This window comes from Ruminococcus sp. AF31-8BH, assembly GCF_003460605.1.
GTDB lineage: Bacteria > Bacillota > Clostridia > Lachnospirales > Lachnospiraceae > Blautia_A > Blautia_A acetigignens.
In genome coordinates this window covers 87,223-101,982 of sequence record NZ_QTVN01000017.1, presented here as the reverse complement: position 1 = coordinate 101,982, position 14,760 = coordinate 87,223, and the positions used below count along the sequence as shown (strand labels likewise).

The window sequence follows — 14,760 nt, the reverse complement described above, 5'->3', positions numbered from 1 at the left end:
CAGTCATGGGTGCGTTTCTTGTAGTTGCCGCAGATATAACAGTCCTGCTTGCGTTTGTCCGTCTGGTATCGCTGCTGATACATCACACTGCCGCAGTCCGCACAGAACAGTAGGCCGGAGAACAAGCCCACTTCATCATAGCGGTTGGGGCGTTTGCGCTGCTTGCGAAGTTCCTGCACCCGTTCCCATGTCTGGGTGTCTATGATAGGCTCGTGGTGGTTCTCGAAAATCACTTGCTTCTCCGGGGGATTTTCTACGCTGTGCTTGACTTTGTAAGAGGGCTTTTCTGTCTTGAAATTTACCAGACAGCCTGTGTATTCCCGGTTTTCAAGGATATGCACAACGGTATTGGTCGCCCACTTGCATTCATAGCCGGGGTGGTAGCGGCGGGTGCTGCCCGTCCTGCGGTATTCCAGCGTCCCCGGCGTGGGGATCTGCTGCTCTGTGAGCATACGGGCTATCTTGGTCGGACCATTCCCGGCAAGGCAGAGGTTGTATATCTGCTTGACTACGGGTGCAGCTTCCTCGTCAATAATGAAATTTTCGTCCTCGTCCATGAGGTAACCATACACAGGCTTGCTTGTGATGGGCTTGCCACTCATGCCTTTTGAGCGTTTTACTGCTTTGATTTTCTTGCTCGTATCTCTCACCAGCCATTCGTTAAAGATATTCCGCAGCGGGGCAAAATCATTGTCGCCCTGTGCGCTGTCCACTCCGTCATTGATAGCGATGAAGCGGACACCTTTCTGTGGGAAAATCATTTCCGTATACATTCCCACTTGCAGGTAGTTTCGCCCTAACCTCGACATATCCTTTACGATAACTGTCCCGACTTTTCCGGCTTCAATGTCCGCAAGCATGGCTTGGAAACCGGGTCTTTGAAAGTTCGCACCAGAATAACCGTCGTCCGTGTACCAGCGCAGATTGGAAAAGCCGTTCTGCTTTGCATAGGTTTCAAGGATACGCTTCTGATTGGAAATGGAATTGCTTTCGCCTTGCAGCTCGTCCTCATGGGAAAGTCTTGGGTAAAGGGCGGTAATTGGTTGTTGGTTGGTCTGTCTTAACATAAAATCCTCCGTTTCCGACAGCCAGCCCCACTATTCCGTACCTTGATTGTACCACATGGGGCGGCTGTCTGTATAGCGGCAAAAGCGTCAAATCTGCTTCTTTATGGTCGGTCAAATCGCCGTTTTTTGTGTAGCAGATGATTGGGATTGCATAGTAGAAAAACTCTTGTTCTTATGGTAAAATGGAGCCAATCAATACAAGGGGGTGTGACAATGAAAGGGTTTGTCCGTAACAATCAGTACCTTTCTCTTTGTGGTCTAAATTGTAAATTATGTCCTATGAATTTGGCAGGGCATTGTTCCGGTTGCGGCGTTGATAATCAAAGTTGTAAAATCGCAAAGTGCAGTATTGAACATGGGAAAATCGAATATTGCTTTCAGTGTACCAGCTTCCCTTGTGACAAATACGCTCATATAGATGATTTTGATTCTTTTATAACTCATCATAATCAAATGAATGACATGGAAAAAGCCAGCCAGATAGGGATTCCCGCCTATAATGCTGAACAGGAAGAAAAGCGCAAATTATTGGATTTCCTCTTGTCACACTATAATGACGGGCGCAGAAAAAATCTATTCTGTGTTGCAGTCAATCTCTTAACGATTAAAGAAATTGAAAATATCTTGCAAACAGTTAAATCCGATAAGGATTTTCAAAGTATGGGGAAGAAAGAACAGGCTTCTGTTATCGCAAAACTGTTGCAGGATATAGCTGCTCCAAAAGGCATTGAGTTGAAACTTCGGAAAAAATAAAGTTGTTACTGATATTCCAGCGGTCATGCTCCCCGGCGTGACCGCTTTTCCATGTCATCACTTATGCGCTGAACGGTGGCGTATGTCCGGCAGCAGCCTCCGCTTCCAGCACTTTCATCATCTTGTCGGCTGCGGTATCGGTTGCGCCCTGCTTGAAGAAGCCGGAAACGGTAAGGACGGAATTGCCCATGCGGATTTCCGTTACACAGTCCGGGCGGCGGTCTGTTTTGGTGGTGCTTGTCTGTTTCGTTTCTGTCATAGGCTCTCCTTTCGCTGCTTCATCAGTTGCTTTAAGCGTTCCAGTTTTTCCTGTGCGGTTTCCTTTCGGAAGTTGCTGCCCGTGAAGCGGACGGGGGCGCACATGGAAGTCAGCCTGTCATAGATACGGGCGTGGGGCGTGTCCTGTGGGTGCTGCAATTCCTCCAGCGTGAGGTTGGTCGTGGCGATCAGCGGCTTGTCGCTTCGGTAACGGCTGTCAATCACGCTGTAAACCTGTTCCAGCCCGTATTCTGTTCCTCGCTCCATACCAAAATCATCAAGTATCAGCAGGGGGTAGCTGCAAAGGCGGGAAATATATTCGTTCCTGCCATCAAAGCTGGCAGCAAGGTCATTGAGTATGGTTGCAAAGTTTGTCATACAGACGGCAACCTCTTTCTCCATAAGGGCGTTGGCGATACAGGCGGCAAGGTAGCTTTTTCCTGTCCCCACGCCGCCCCAAAACAGGTAGCCGATATTTTCAGCCTGCATGGTTTCCCAGCTCTCCACATAAAAGCGGGCGGTTTCGGTCTGTGGGTTTCTGCCGTTGTCATGCTCAAATGTCCAGTTCCGCATAGCAGGGTCGGTAAAGCCCCGGCGTTTCAAGTCCTCCACTTTTTCAAGGTGCTTCTGTCGGCTTTCGGCGGCTTGCTGCTTTTCACGGGCTGCTCGCTGGCAGTCGCAGTCTGTTGGGTGGCGGTCACGCCCGAAACAGGTCTTTCCCTCTGCAAAGTAGGCTTCTTTGGGCGTATGGCACTTGCCGCAGTATAAAAGCCCGTCCTCGCCTGTGTAGTCCTCCGCTTCGGCGGTAGTGGCTGTAATGTCCGTAATCATAGCTTCAATCTCGTTTTTCATAAGCTCTCGCCCTCCTTGCATGAATAATCGGGTATGCCCTGTTTCGGGGCAGCCTTGCCTTTGGCAGCGTCCTCCTGCGCCCACTTGTAAATGGTGGCTGCATGGCTGTGGTACTGCTTCCCGGTGGAAGCGATATGGCAGGAAAGCCGGTCAATATAATACTCCCATTTGTCGGGCAGTTCCGCTTTCAGCTCGTCCAGTTCCGTATCGGAAAGAAAAACATTGTTGTATCTGCCATAGCTGCGGGCGGGGGCTTGTCCCGTTTCTAACTCTCTCTCTTTTTCTATCTCTATATCTATCTCTTTCTTTATCTCTATCTCTGGTGGACGAATGTCGGACAAATGTCCGCCGTTTGTCCGGGGTGGTGGCAAAGCCTTGTTTGCAAGCCTTGCCGCCCGTTTTCGCTCGGCTTCGGTAGAGGACTGTCCTATCATCAACTCAATGTCGGTCATATAGAAAGCCCCGCTGTCAAGCTGCTCCACAAGCCCCAACTGCCGGAAAATCTCCAAAGCCCTCTCAACCGTTCCTATCTGGTGGCGGGTCAGTGTCGCTATCATCTGCGCTGTGTAGGGGATATGCTCGTCAAGCTGCAATTTACCGCCGTTTTTCAGCGATTTTAAGTACAGCTTCAAGAGGATATTGGAGTATAAAATCCCGTCTTTCATATCTTCCAGCAGCACAATGGAGTCGCTGTCAAAAAAGTTCTCTTTCAGCTTGAGGTAGTAATACTTGCGGTTATCTGCCATTGTCACTGTCCTCCTTTTTCCGGCGTTTGGAGTAGTAGTGGGGGCAGAGTATGATAATCGCCCGGAAGCTCTGCTTGCAGCTATGGGTACAGCCCCGGCAGAGGTCATTGTATGTGATACGGTCGCAGGTGGAATTCCCGACTTTCACTTGCCGCAGGAAAAAAGACCATTCCAGCCGCCGTTTCTTGCTCATTCTTGGCATGGGTGCGCTCCTTTCTGCCGTTTCCGCTGGTGTGGCGGTATCGGCGGTAATTCTGTATCATCTCGGTATCATTTTCGGGGTTTTTCTGCCCTATAAGCCCGTTAAAAAATCCTTTGGTATTTGCGGATAGGGTACGGGGCAGCCCCCTTGTTCTGTATAGGTTCGGGTACATTTTGGGGCGGTTTTTATCGTTCCTGTTCCTGCCTTTTCACAGGCTTGCGCTCCCGGTGTAAAATCTGGTCGATATTGCCCTTGACAGTCTGTAAGCGGCGGTATTCCTCCCGTTTTGCCCGGTAATCGTTGTAGCCGCTGTTTTTCTCTTGGATAAGGGTTTCAATCTCTGCTTGCAGGGCTTTATAGCTCGGCAGCTTGGAAATGCCGTTCTCCCTGAAATAGCGGGCGGCTGCGTCTGCTATGATAAAGTCGCTTTCGTACTTCTGACGGTAGGCTGCTTTTGCTTTGGCGTTTTTCTGCTGTTTCAGCCCGTCCCGGACAGGGCGGGTCTTGGAATAGGCAAGCACCTGTCGTTGCAGCTCCTTTTTCCCGTTCAGCGTCTTTTCCACCTGCTTCAGCTCTGCAAGGCTTTCCTGCATGGCGGCATAGGCGGCAGAACAGGCTTCGTCCAGTTCCTCCGGGGAAGAAAAGCCGTACTGCTGGTAGGCAGTAACGGTAGCCGCCATCTGCTTTAGGTTGTGCTTTGCCGCCCAGCGGTCATAACCCACGCCCTTGCCCTCGGCTCGCTTGGCTTCCCGGTCAACCATGCGCTGCAAGATGTTGTCTGCCGGGGTGGTTTTTGCGGCTTTTTCCTCCTGCAAGCGTCCCTTTTGGGTGTGTGGGTATTCCGGTATGGCTTTGGTCTGTTCGGCGGCTCTGTGGGCGTTCTGCGTAAGCAGGGCAAGGACAGCAGCCTTGTCAAAATCGTCCCCCAGCTTCCGGGCTGTGATAGGCTTCGTCCTGTCCGGCGTGAGGTAGGAAAGCCGCCCCCGGCTCTCCTTGACGGTCACACCCTCCTGCAGCAAAAGGGAAGAAAACTCGTCAAAGCTGGCAGCTTGGGAAAGTGCCTGCCGTATCGTCCGGCGCAGCTTCGCCTTGTCCGTTTCAAACTTGGTGGGCTTGGTCGGCTGTCCTGCGGCTTCTCTGGCGGCGTTCTCTTTATCAAGGGCAAGCTGCCCTTTCTTTGCCGCCCAGTATTCCCGTTCGGTTATCCGTTCCTTGCTGCCGTTCAAGAGGTCGATTTGGTAAAGCCCCTCCCGGTGGCACATCTCCATGACTTCACTCTTGAAATATTCCATAGCGGCATTGGTACAGCGGTGCTTGCAGCCCTCCCTTGTGTCGGCTGGTCTGTCCATGTAGGGCAGAAGCGGGACTTCGTAAATCCGCAGGGAGTTGATGACGATATGCACATGGATATTCCCGCTGTGGTTATGCCCGTCCGGGTGGGTGCAGATTAGGGCTTGGTGTCCGGGGAAATGTGCCTTGCAGAACTGTTCCCCCAGTTCCTGCGCCCGGTCTGTGGTCAAGCCGTTGTCTGTCCCGTCCCGTGGGTCAAAGCTGATGATATAGTGGTGGCTTTTCACATCTTCCCGTTTTTGGTTTTTCTCATAGCGGAGATTAGCCCGCATACAGGCAACAGCGAAATCCTCGCCCCCGCAGTTAAGGGAAGAAATGCGGTAATCCTCCCTCGGTATCAGCCGCCCGTTTTCATCAAGGGTGGGCTTCATGGTAAACTCGTCATACTCAAATGTGAGGTAGGCTTCCGCTGCGCCATAGTCCGCATTTTTAGAGCTGATATGTTTGAATGTTGCCAACAGCGTCACCCACTTTCTGCAAGACTTCAAACTTTAGGGCAGCAAGGTCGGAAACCGCCGCCCGTACCTCCCCGGCAAGCTGCGGGTAGGGGCTGTGCCACTCGTTCAGCGTCCGGGCTATCTGGTTTAAGTTGCCGCCGATCCTGCCGTATTCGGCGGTCAGCTTCCCAACAGCGGCAAGCAGCTCATCATTGACGGGAGAAACGGTTATGATGGGGCGTATGGCTGCCCCGGTTATGGCTTGCCGGATAAACTCGGCTTGGCTCATGTTGTAGGCAGAAAGCCTTTCTGCAAACTCGGCGTATTCTTCCTCGGTCATGCGTGTTTTGACTACCCGGCTGCGGTGCGGTGTGTTGTATCGTTTTCGCATGGTAAAACCTCCTTTCTGTGCGTGGTGTCCTCTCACTAATAGGAGAAAAACGGGGTGTGAAGCGGAACTGTTTTTGAAAAATCCGAAAAAATATTTTGAAGGATTTTTAAGCGGCGCAAGCCGCATAAGCAGGGTTTGGGGAAGGCACTCCCCAACAAGATTCCCGCAGGGGCAAAATGAGCGAAAAGCGAATTTTGGTACTGCGGTAGAATCTTGCTCTAAGAAACTGCCGGACTGCCGTTCACTTCCTACTGCCACTTTTTCAGAAAATCTATAACCAGCTTTTTCATAAAAGGCTGCGGGCTGGCGTTCTTCCTCTTACTCCCTACAACACCGCAAAAAGCAAAAATGACGGACTTTCCGGCAAGAACTTTTCCGGCGGCTCGGTCTTTCCCGACAATAAGGCGTTTCGGAAGCTGCGTTTTGCCCGCTGTCTAAAAAAATGGCAGCCTTTTTAGCTTCAATGTCTAATACGGAACTTTTGGAAATTTGCCAAAAATGGGCGCAAAAAAAGCAGCAAATCTTTTTCGGATTTACTGCTTCATGTGCTGCTGCGGGGCGGCGGGATATTCAGTTTTTATGTTATCGGTCAAGCCGGAACTTGAACAGGCTTTCAATCAGCTTTGTTCTGATGTAGTCCTCCATATCAGAATTATAATAGCCGTTCATTTTGGAGAAATAGCGGATATACCCGGCATATCGGTCAAGGACAGCTTGTATCGCTATGGGGTCGCCCTCATGTGCTTTTATTATCGTGTCATAGGGGAGAAGTAGGCTACTCATGGGACAGCACCTCCATTTCTTCATGCAGCATTTGCAAGGCACTGTGTATGTGATGCCACGCCGTACTCCGGCAGCGTCCGTACAGTTCCCCGATTTCCTGCTGTGTGTAACGCCCGAAAAAATAAAGGTAAATGATTTCCCTCTTTTTCTCTGGCAGAGAGGACAGGGCTTCGGCAAGATTTCCATTTGTGAGGATAACCCTCTGACCGCATATCGTAACAGGGTATTGCTTGTAAGGGTCTATGAAATATGTGTCTGACGTACAAAATGGATAAAACTTTTCTTCTGTGAGATATTCAAAGGATATTTCCCTTTGCCGCCGTTTATCCCTGTCACGCCATGCGTTGATTGCTGCATAGTGTATGACAACTCTGCAAAAGGCATTAAAGGTGTACTCGATATGCTCCTTATATGCTTCTGTGCAAGGCATAAATAGTTCCCCCTTTCTCCCACATAATACGGCGTATGGTTTATAAGACACTTGTTATTTCAAGGTTTCTACTGTGAATGAAGCAGAATTGCCCGAATTATTATCCCGTAAAAGTTTTTGTGCTTCCGCTTCGGAAATTTCCTTAATCTCCATAACTCCATTTTCACTATTTTCAGCAATGGAAAGATATATACTGCCACTGTTATTAAAATAGATGATGGGTTTTTTAGTATCAATGAATATACCAATTATCTGGTCGTTGTAGTACCAATACCCATCTTTTGGGTGATAAACTATGCCATAGGATTCATAATCTTGGAGCGTATTCATGTTTTCTGTCTTATCTCCAGATTCCATGCTGTAAGATTCATGATTTCTAATCATATCTCCATTTTCTGTAGAAGTGCCAGCGGGCATTGATTTAAGTCCTGAATTTTCATACTTTTCTGTATGCCTGTCATAAACTTCTTTTGTGCATTCCCGAATACCAATAAGTTTATCGTTTGTATCCCGTTCCGCTTCAATATCCACTGTTCCCGTAAAGAAATTGGTAAAACTTGCGCCGCCCACTGGGTCATTAAAAAATCGGACAACATTTCCCTTGTAAGTGTAGCACTTGCTATTCTTATCATAAATCAATCCATATTCTTCATATATCCCATAGTCAATATTACCGCCGGGCAGTTCTGCCGCCGTATCGTAATCTGAAGCATTCTCGGAAGCATGTATTGGTTTGTACTCCTGTTCTTCAAAAATTGGATTATTATTAGCTTGGGCGGAAGTTGCAAATGCTGTAGCTACCCCGACAACAATCAGACACGCCAGTACCAGCGAAAAAATAGTTGTTTTTTTTGTTTTCATAATAGCAGTTATCCTTTCTTCGATAGCATTTTTACTAAAGCTGTTACAAAATGGCAATAGCCCACTTTTCGTTGCTTCCATGTTGATAAGCATTAGCGAATAGGCAGATTTTGATTTTTCTCCAAATTGTCGTATGACGCTTTCATCACAAGCCAGTTCTATATCACGGTTAAAAAGAATATACATCACCCACACAAAGGGGTTGAACCAATGAATACAAAGGGCAAGTGTCGCAATCAGCTTTGTTACAGTATCATAGCGATAAATATGCACATATTCATGTGAGAGGACATATTGCAGTTGTTTTTCATTTTTCCAGTCCATTTTTTTCGGCACCAAAATAACAGGACGGAAAATGCCATAAGTTAATGGGGCGGAAATCCTATCAGATTGCTTTACCAAAATTGGACGTTTCAATGGGCGTTCCGCCAGCCACTTTTCTACATAATGGTTGTGGACGGGTAAAGCTGTCCGAAATTCAATCAGACAACGCAAATAGGATATTACAAAAAACAATGCGATAAGTATTATTCCTGCACACCATACAATAAACCACATGGAAACAGATGATAAAATATTCTCTGGCGGCTGTTCTGCTCCCTGTGTCGTAACAAACAGCCCTTGCATAGCGGGAATGTTGTAATCTGTTCCAGCTTCCGGCAATGTTGTAGAAGATATGCTATGAGTTACCAACGTATAAACACTAAACATTGACGGAATCGAAAACGGGATAAGCAGTCTTAATATCACCAATTCCCATAAAACAAGAAAAGTCTTTTTCGGCAGTTTATTGATTGCCACCGCACGGATAATCACTACCGCAGTAATGAAAGCAGCCCCCGAAAAGCTCATTTGCAGTAAATTCATTTACACCACCTCATTCCAAATCTTCCACAATCTGCTTGAGCTTCTGAATCTGTTCAGCGGAAAGCTTTTTTCTGCCTAACAGGGCTGCAAACAGTTTGTCAACTGAACCGTCATAAATCTTGTCAACCAATTCTTTTGTTTCCGCTTCCTGTACTTCTTCTTTGGGAATAAGGGCATGGCACATGAAATTAGGCTCGGAACGTTCAATCGCCCCTTTTTTGATACACCTTTTTATCAGTGTGTAGGTAGTATTCATGTTCCAGCCAATTTCTTTTTTCAGAACGTCGGATATGTGTTTTGCAGTGGTGTCGCCCTCGTTCCAAAGCACACACATTACTTTCAATTCTGAATCGAAAAGTTTAATATCCATTTGTTTCCTCCTTTCCACAAGACCGCAGTAGTTTCTGCTTGATTACACATTACACCTTTCTTAATCGGTTGTCAACACTACCGCAGTAGTGTTAAGAAAAAAATTCATAATTTATTTTCTTGAATAGATAATGAAATGAGAGGGCTTCCGCAGCAGTCGGCACTGTGCGTAATGTGCATAACTTGCTATCTTATGGAGTTGTGGGAAAGTCCGTTTGCAGAATGTGGGAAAGCTGCTCTTTAGCTTTTCCATGTTCTGTGAACGGACTTTTCCATAACGGAATAGCAAGTTATACACATTTCCATGGTGCTTGTCGTTTGCTCTTTGGTTCGGAATAGTGTGGTGCTGGCGGTCTATCTCTTGTTTTCGGTTGTTTGCTTCTTTACTGTACATGAGCATTTGCCGCAGGGTTGTCCGACCCGTAACCTTCCAGAAGGTTGATGACGCCCCACACCGCCAGACCGGCGCCAAGAGCCATGACCAGAATTTTAAGAATGTCGATTGCCTGATTGAAAAATTCCATATACGTTCCTCCATTTTGTTTGTTTGATGGTTTTGGGTACAAAAAAAGCCGCCCATATCGGCGGCGCTTCGGGTCATCATGGCCCGAAGTTACACAAACTCGTCGCTGTCCAGATCATCGAAATTCAACAGGTCAGCTTCTTCGTCCGTGTCGGAGCCGTCCACTTCGTACACCGTGTATTCGTCCTCCGGCTTTAGTCTCAATGGTCGGTGGCGGAACAGGCTTTCCAAGCGGAAGGCGTTTTTCTTTTTATCAAATTCGGCTGTGTACTTGTAATTCGGGTGCTTTTTCAAGTCATACTTCGGGGACAGGAAGGGCGGGAGCCCCCGAAGCTGCAAGATACATTTATCCCCGGGCATGGTGGTGATCTCGCTGGTGGTCATCAGCTCCCGGCCAAGTCGCTGCATATTCTGGCTGTAACTTTCAGACTGTCCCCGGCTTCGGCCCTCGGTCTGCATAGAGATGGTGGCCTTGCCCAGCCAGTTTTCCGAAATATCCTTTAGGGTGGAAGCCTCCCGGCCTCCGAGGAATACGATACTGTCCATGTTGCCCATGATGGTTTCGGAATGGTCTTTGTACAATGCCTTGCACTGGCTCATTGCCTGATAAAAAAGCGTCAGGCTGATCTCACGGGAGCGGATGACGGCCACAATCTTTTCCAGCCCCGGCACCTGCCCGGTGTTGGCAGCCTCGTCCCACAGCACCCGCACATGATAGGGCAGACGCCCGCCATAGGTGTTGTCAGCCCGTTCACACAGAAGGTTGAACATCTGCGAAAAAGCGAGGGCAACCAAAAAGTTGTAGGTGGTGTCCGTGTCGCTGATAAGAAAGAACAGCGCCGATTTTTCATCCCCCAGCTTATCCAGCTCCAGCTCGTCATAAGACATGATCTCCCGAAGTTGGGGAATATCAAAGGGAGCCAGCCTTGCACCGCAGGAAATCAAGATGCTTTTGGCTGTCTTGCCGCTGGCGAGCTTGTATTTCTTATACTGCCTCACGGCGAAGTGCTGGGGGCTGCGGCGTTCCAGCCCGTCAAACATATAGTCCACCGCATTTTTGAAGGTTTCGTCATCCTCCCGGACTTCCATGCTGTTTATCATTTCCACCAGCGTATTCATGTTGCGTTCTTCCTCCGGCCCCTCAAAGACGATGTAGGACACAAGGGCGCAGTACAAGAGGGTTTCTGCTTTTGTCCAGAACTCGTCGCCCTCCTTGCCGTCGCCTTTGGTGTTGGCGATCAGGGCGGTAACAAATTTCAAAACATCGCTTTCTGTCTTGATATAGGCCAGCGGATTGTAGTGCATGGATTTTGAAAAGTCGATACTGTTGAACACCCGCACCCTGTATTTCTCCCGTTGCAGAAACCGCCCGCACTGGTCGAGGGTGCCGCCCTTCGGGTCTACCACCACATACGAGGAATGGGCTTGAAGGAGCTGCGGGGTCAACCAGAACCTTGTCTTTCCCGAGCCGGACGAGCCGATGACACAGGCGTTTAGGTTCCGGGCATTGGCAGGTATCTTCGGACGGGTGTTCATGGTAAGGAACTCCGTCCCGGTCAGAATGACATTGTTCTGAAATTTAGGGTCTACAAACGGCTTTATATCCTCCTTTGTTCCAAAGCGGGCGGTGCCGTATTCCGCATCCCGCCGGAATTTTTTCGCCTGCCTGATCTTTGACTGTATCAGCAGATACACCCCAGCCGCACCGGCAAGGCCCACCAGCAGGTCAATACTGCCAAGCCCCGGCCAGTAGGTTTCAAAGGCTTTGGGGAAGGTATCAAGCATCCCCATGAGCTTTGTCCCGAAGTCTGTGCCGGGGGCGATCCGGTAGGCCGTCCCGATTTTGGAGAAAAACCAGAACACAAAGAGGTACGGCAGGTTTGGGAGCACATATTTTCTGATCTTGTCACTCAACGTCCGTCCTTCACCGCCTCTCTGGTCCGCTGCTTTTCCTTTGCCTGCGTCCTGATTTGCTCCGTGAATTTCCGAAGCTGACCGAGGATGGAAGCCTTGTCCTGCTCTTTGTTCAGCACCTTTGCGCTGTACTTCTGGAAGGCCGCCGTGATAGCGTCCGCCTGATTGGCTTTGAAAAACAGCAGGTAATGACCGGGGCTCACTTTATGGAAAGCGTAGTCCACATGGAACTCCTTCGCGATCCGGTCAAAATCCTTTGGAGCTCCCACATAGGGCATGGCACTTTTGCCGCCATAGTGGTTCATCAGCTTTTTCACGCTCTGGCGTCCCTGCGGGGTCAGCGCCTTCTGGTGGTGCTTTTGCAGCGCCCGAACCACCTTGCCAAGAGCGGCAGCCAGCACTTTTCCTGTGAGCTTCGTTGTCCTGATCGAAAGGGCAACCGTTTTTTGGTTTACTTCTTCCTGCATAAAACCTCCTTTCCGTCGGGGTTCTCGCTATCCGGGAGGCCCCCGTACAATCTCGGGGAACAGAAAACCTCGGGCCAATGTGGCCCGAGGCTTACCGCTCGGCATCTCTGCCGGACGGAGCTTTCTTTTCCGGCTCCGTCTGGACTTTTTCGCCCTGTTCCCGCATGGTCTGCAAGATAGAGGGCTTCTTTTGAAGCTGGGAGGGCTTTTCGCCGGACAGCGGCTTGATACATTCCAGACGGTCAGCCGCCCGGATGGCGTTGTCCGTGAGCTGCCTCTGCCATGCGCCCACGCTGGGAGCCCAACGAAAGCCGCTGCTTTTCAGCTCGGCCCGGGTGTCCGCGTCAGGCTTTCCGTCAAAGAACACCTGCAAGCGGTTGTCCTCCCGGTTCATTTCCACACGACCCCCATCGAACTCCCAGCCGGAAAATTCCTGCTGTGCCTGTTTGGAAAGCTGTTCGATACGGGCCTTTACCTGGCGGATCTCCGCATTGTTGTTGGTTAGCTGGTAACTTTCAAAGGGCCTCGGGTCGCTTCGCCAACTTGACGCCATGCTTGCTTTCAGCCTTTCAATCTGGTCCGGCGACAGCAGCGCACAGCCGTCCAGCTTGCCATGCTTGCGGTAATAGGCGTTGACCTCCTTCATAATGAGCTGGGAGCGTTCCAGCCCGTCCAGCTTCTTCTGGAGCTTTTCAATCGCTGCCGGGTCATCGGCGCTGATCCCGCCCATGCCGGTGCTGCGTATCTTATCCAGCAGCCCTTGAATATGCCGCCATTCCTCCATGTTGCTGTCCCGCGCCCGGTTCTGTTTTTCCTTCTTTCCCACCGGGAAATTGGAAGGCCCGGCGATCAGCACAGAGGGAACCCTCGCGTCAATGGCAAAGCCCTGGTTCATGTTTTCGGCCAGCTTGCGGGCGTAGGTGTCTAACAGATGGTCGATCTTCTCATGGTACATGGGGTCCACCCGGGATTTCTGCTTTTCCGCTATGGCGGCGGCCTTATCCACCATTGCCCGGTATTCCGCCGTTGCGCTCCCTTCCTTGTAGTCGGAAAAGCTGTTCATTTCTTTTGCCCGGCGGGCGGCTCCTTCATTGATAGGGTAAAAGTTGATGGTATGCACCTCCTTTATGCTTCGGGCCATGCTGGCCCGAAGTCTTACCGTTCTTCATGGGAAGGCCCCGCCTTGTCCTTTTTCGGAGCGGGTGGGGCTTCTTGAAACCGTTTGAGTGCAGCGAGAATGGAGTGGACAGGCTCGGCCTTTTCAGGATAGGCAAATATCCGGTGTTCCGGCGGAATGTCCTGCGGCCCGTGGTAATACTCCTTGAAGCCCTCCGGGACTGCCGACACATACCCACCGGGAGCGAATACGCCGCCCTCGTTGATACGCACATCCCGCCCGTATGCCTCATAATCGAAGTAGTTCTGAATGTGCTCCGGTATGTCGATAGTCCCAAGCTCGTCGGCGTAAAGACGGCCCAGCCCTTCATCATCGGAAATATCCGGGTAAAAGCGGTAAAGGTCAAGGTTCTGCGTCAGGTTTATCAAATCCTTCACGCTCCTTGTGTGGTTTCCCAAGACAAGAGCGGCTTCAAAGGTTTCCAGTCCGCCCTTATCCCGTACTTCCAGCAGGGCGTGGCCCAGCTCGTTCAGCTCGTCGATGTTCTCACATTCGTAGAGATAATCGTAGAGCCCCAGCACATCACTGTCAAAGCTGGTAAAGAACACTTCGCTGTACCGTTTCCCGTCTATCCCGATTTTGGCAAGGGCGGCCTGCAACTCCTGTGTCGTCATGGGGAAATGTACCGTTGTCCCTACCTCGATCCCCATCAAGGGGTACAGGGCTGTATTGGTTATATAGGCTTCAAACATGGGCTTATTCCTCCTTTCCGGCCCTGCCAGCCAGCACCTCATAGATCCCGGCCATAATGTAATCGGCGCAAGGGAGGGCAATCGCATTTCCCAGCGCCTTGTAGCGTTGCAGAGGCCGGATCTCCATGCCGTCCGCCCCGTACTTTGTCCAGCCCTCCGGCAGCCCCATCAGCCGTTCGCTTTCCGTTTCCGTCAGAAAACGGATGCAGCCGCCCTCCGGGTCGCCCTCATACCAGAAGGCAAAGGGCGTTACATCACTGGCTAAAAGAGTGGGAAAAGGGTCAGTTGGTAATCCGAAGCTGTTTCGGAAGGCCGTTTCTTCCTGCCTTTTTGCCGCTCCCCGCATACGGAAGCACTGAAAGGGGTGGATGACTGGTATCTGCCGCCCTGTTTCAAAAGAAGCTGTTCGATCTCCTTCGGCGGCGGCCCACCCGCCCTCTCCGCAAGGCGGAGGAAGTGGGAGCATTGGACGGGGCTTAAATAGTATGTCTGCGGCACGTCTGCCTCCAAAATCCGCCACGACGAAAATCCGCTGCCTTCGTGCCAGCCTTCGGGAGCCTGCCCAATACTGGGCGTCCATGAGCCGCCAGCACACATCAGGCGTTCCCCCTCGCACCATTC

At 50.4% G+C, this 14,760-nt stretch carries 17 protein-coding genes and 1 pseudogene; 1 reads left to right on the top strand and 17 read right to left on the bottom strand.

The annotated features are described in order from the left end of the window. A partial coding sequence (locus tag DWZ38_RS18175) for a recombinase family protein (protein WP_117854431.1) occupies positions 1-1,067 on the bottom strand: 1,067 nt, incomplete at its 3' end. A gap of 213 nt (positions 1,068-1,280) precedes the next feature. Here DWZ38_RS18175 and DWZ38_RS18170 point away from each other — a divergent pair. Continuing rightward, positions 1,281-1,820 (top strand): DUF3795 domain-containing protein, encoded by a 540-nt coding sequence (locus DWZ38_RS18170; RefSeq protein ID WP_055246193.1) that lies wholly within the window; start codon positions 1,281-1,283, stop codon positions 1,818-1,820. A 61-nt stretch (positions 1,821-1,881) separates the two neighbouring features. Here DWZ38_RS18170 and DWZ38_RS18165 read toward each other — a convergent pair whose 3' ends face one another. From DWZ38_RS18165 to DWZ38_RS23660, 16 genes and pseudogenes are all read right to left on the bottom strand, one after another. Next, on the bottom strand, positions 1,882-2,079 hold the full coding sequence (locus tag DWZ38_RS18165; protein ID WP_009320846.1) for a transposon-encoded TnpW family protein: 198 nt from the start codon (positions 2,077-2,079) through the stop codon (positions 1,882-1,884). After that, positions 2,076-2,930 (bottom strand): ATP-binding protein, encoded by an 855-nt coding sequence (locus tag DWZ38_RS18160; protein WP_055222989.1) that lies wholly within the window; start codon positions 2,928-2,930, stop codon positions 2,076-2,078. Before DWZ38_RS18160 ends, DWZ38_RS18165 begins: the two co-directional genes overlap by 4 nt. Then, entirely contained in the window at positions 2,927-3,676 is a 750-nt protein-coding gene (locus tag DWZ38_RS18155; RefSeq protein ID WP_117854429.1) for a phage replisome organizer N-terminal domain-containing protein, read from the bottom strand. The genes DWZ38_RS18160 and DWZ38_RS18155 overlap by 4 nt, the downstream gene beginning before the upstream one ends. Beyond that, the gene (locus tag DWZ38_RS18150) at positions 3,666-3,878 is read right to left on the bottom strand and encodes a hypothetical protein (RefSeq protein WP_117854426.1); all 213 of its coding nucleotides are present in this window, start codon (positions 3,876-3,878) and stop codon (positions 3,666-3,668) included. The genes DWZ38_RS18155 and DWZ38_RS18150 overlap by 11 nt, the downstream gene beginning before the upstream one ends. 185 nt (positions 3,879-4,063) lie before the next feature. Further along, the gene (locus tag DWZ38_RS18140; RefSeq protein ID WP_117854424.1) at positions 4,064-5,686 is read right to left on the bottom strand and encodes a relaxase/mobilization nuclease domain-containing protein; all 1,623 of its coding nucleotides are present in this window, start codon (positions 5,684-5,686) and stop codon (positions 4,064-4,066) included. After that, positions 5,658-6,056, bottom strand: coding sequence for a plasmid mobilization relaxosome protein MobC (locus DWZ38_RS18135; RefSeq protein ID WP_002569238.1), 399 nt, complete (start codon positions 6,054-6,056; stop codon positions 5,658-5,660). The genes DWZ38_RS18140 and DWZ38_RS18135 overlap by 29 nt, the downstream gene beginning before the upstream one ends. A gap of 582 nt (positions 6,057-6,638) precedes the next feature. Next, entirely contained in the window at positions 6,639-6,839 is a 201-nt protein-coding gene (locus DWZ38_RS18125; protein WP_015536790.1) for a helix-turn-helix domain-containing protein, read from the bottom strand. Then, positions 6,832-7,269 (bottom strand): sigma-70 family RNA polymerase sigma factor, encoded by a 438-nt coding sequence (locus DWZ38_RS18120; protein WP_015536791.1) that lies wholly within the window; start codon positions 7,267-7,269, stop codon positions 6,832-6,834. Before DWZ38_RS18120 ends, DWZ38_RS18125 begins: the two co-directional genes overlap by 8 nt. Positions 7,270-7,323: 54 nt before the next feature. Next, positions 7,324-8,997: a M56 family metallopeptidase gene (locus DWZ38_RS18115; protein WP_117475928.1), complete on the bottom strand. Its 1,674-nt coding sequence runs from the start codon at positions 8,995-8,997 to the stop codon at positions 7,324-7,326. A gap of 10 nt (positions 8,998-9,007) precedes the next feature. Continuing rightward, positions 9,008-9,367 (bottom strand): BlaI/MecI/CopY family transcriptional regulator, encoded by a 360-nt coding sequence (locus tag DWZ38_RS18110; protein WP_008704785.1) that lies wholly within the window; start codon positions 9,365-9,367, stop codon positions 9,008-9,010. A 394-nt stretch (positions 9,368-9,761) separates the two neighbouring features. Then, positions 9,762-9,890 (bottom strand): annotated as a pseudogene (locus tag DWZ38_RS18105) (Maff2 family protein); the annotation flags it as partial. 89 nt (positions 9,891-9,979) lie between these two features. After that, positions 9,980-11,803 (bottom strand): VirD4-like conjugal transfer protein, CD1115 family, encoded by a 1,824-nt coding sequence (locus tag DWZ38_RS18100; RefSeq protein ID WP_117854418.1) that lies wholly within the window; start codon positions 11,801-11,803, stop codon positions 9,980-9,982. Further along, positions 11,800-12,270: a PcfB family protein gene (locus tag DWZ38_RS18095; RefSeq protein ID WP_025543433.1), complete on the bottom strand. Its 471-nt coding sequence runs from the start codon at positions 12,268-12,270 to the stop codon at positions 11,800-11,802. The genes DWZ38_RS18100 and DWZ38_RS18095 overlap by 4 nt, the downstream gene beginning before the upstream one ends. Before the next feature lie 91 nt (positions 12,271-12,361). Next, positions 12,362-13,411, bottom strand: coding sequence for a hypothetical protein (locus tag DWZ38_RS18090; RefSeq protein ID WP_117854416.1), 1,050 nt, complete (start codon positions 13,409-13,411; stop codon positions 12,362-12,364). Positions 13,412-13,425: 14 nt separating this feature from the next. Beyond that, positions 13,426-14,139: an antirestriction protein ArdA gene (locus tag DWZ38_RS18085; protein WP_117854412.1), complete on the bottom strand. Its 714-nt coding sequence runs from the start codon at positions 14,137-14,139 to the stop codon at positions 13,426-13,428. 4 nt (positions 14,140-14,143) lie between these two features. After that, positions 14,144-14,659, bottom strand: a complete 516-nt coding sequence (locus DWZ38_RS23660; RefSeq protein WP_347520118.1) for a DNA cytosine methyltransferase — start codon at positions 14,657-14,659, stop codon at positions 14,144-14,146. Positions 14,660-14,760: the final 101 nt, after the last annotated feature.

Excerpts from the sequence above, each read along its gene's own strand:
- DWZ38_RS18165 (WP_009320846.1), bottom strand. The coding sequence starts at position 2,079 with ATGACAGAAACGAAACAGACAAGCACCACCAAAACAGACCGCCGCCCG.
- DWZ38_RS18155 (WP_117854429.1), bottom strand. The coding sequence starts at position 3,676 with ATGGCAGATAACCGCAAGTATTACTACCTCAAGCTGAAAGAGAACTTT.
- DWZ38_RS18125 (WP_015536790.1), bottom strand. The coding sequence starts at position 6,839 with ATGAGTAGCCTACTTCTCCCCTATGACACGATAATAAAAGCACATGAG.
- DWZ38_RS18120 (WP_015536791.1), bottom strand. The coding sequence starts at position 7,269 with ATGCCTTGCACAGAAGCATATAAGGAGCATATCGAGTACACCTTTAAT.
- DWZ38_RS18160 (WP_055222989.1), bottom strand. The coding sequence starts at position 2,930 with ATGAAAAACGAGATTGAAGCTATGATTACGGACATTACAGCCACTACC.
- DWZ38_RS18095 (WP_025543433.1), bottom strand. The coding sequence starts at position 12,270 with ATGCAGGAAGAAGTAAACCAAAAAACGGTTGCCCTTTCGATCAGGACA.
- DWZ38_RS18150 (WP_117854426.1), bottom strand. The coding sequence starts at position 3,878 with ATGCCAAGAATGAGCAAGAAACGGCGGCTGGAATGGTCTTTTTTCCTG.
- DWZ38_RS18135 (WP_002569238.1), bottom strand. The coding sequence starts at position 6,056 with ATGCGAAAACGATACAACACACCGCACCGCAGCCGGGTAGTCAAAACA.
- DWZ38_RS18090 (WP_117854416.1), bottom strand. The coding sequence starts at position 13,411 with ATGGCCCGAAGCATAAAGGAGGTGCATACCATCAACTTTTACCCTATC.
- DWZ38_RS18115 (WP_117475928.1), bottom strand. The coding sequence starts at position 8,997 with ATGAATTTACTGCAAATGAGCTTTTCGGGGGCTGCTTTCATTACTGCG.
- DWZ38_RS18085 (WP_117854412.1), bottom strand. The coding sequence starts at position 14,139 with ATGTTTGAAGCCTATATAACCAATACAGCCCTGTACCCCTTGATGGGG.
- DWZ38_RS18110 (WP_008704785.1), bottom strand. The coding sequence starts at position 9,367 with ATGGATATTAAACTTTTCGATTCAGAATTGAAAGTAATGTGTGTGCTT.
- DWZ38_RS18170 (WP_055246193.1), top strand. The coding sequence starts at position 1,281 with ATGAAAGGGTTTGTCCGTAACAATCAGTACCTTTCTCTTTGTGGTCTA.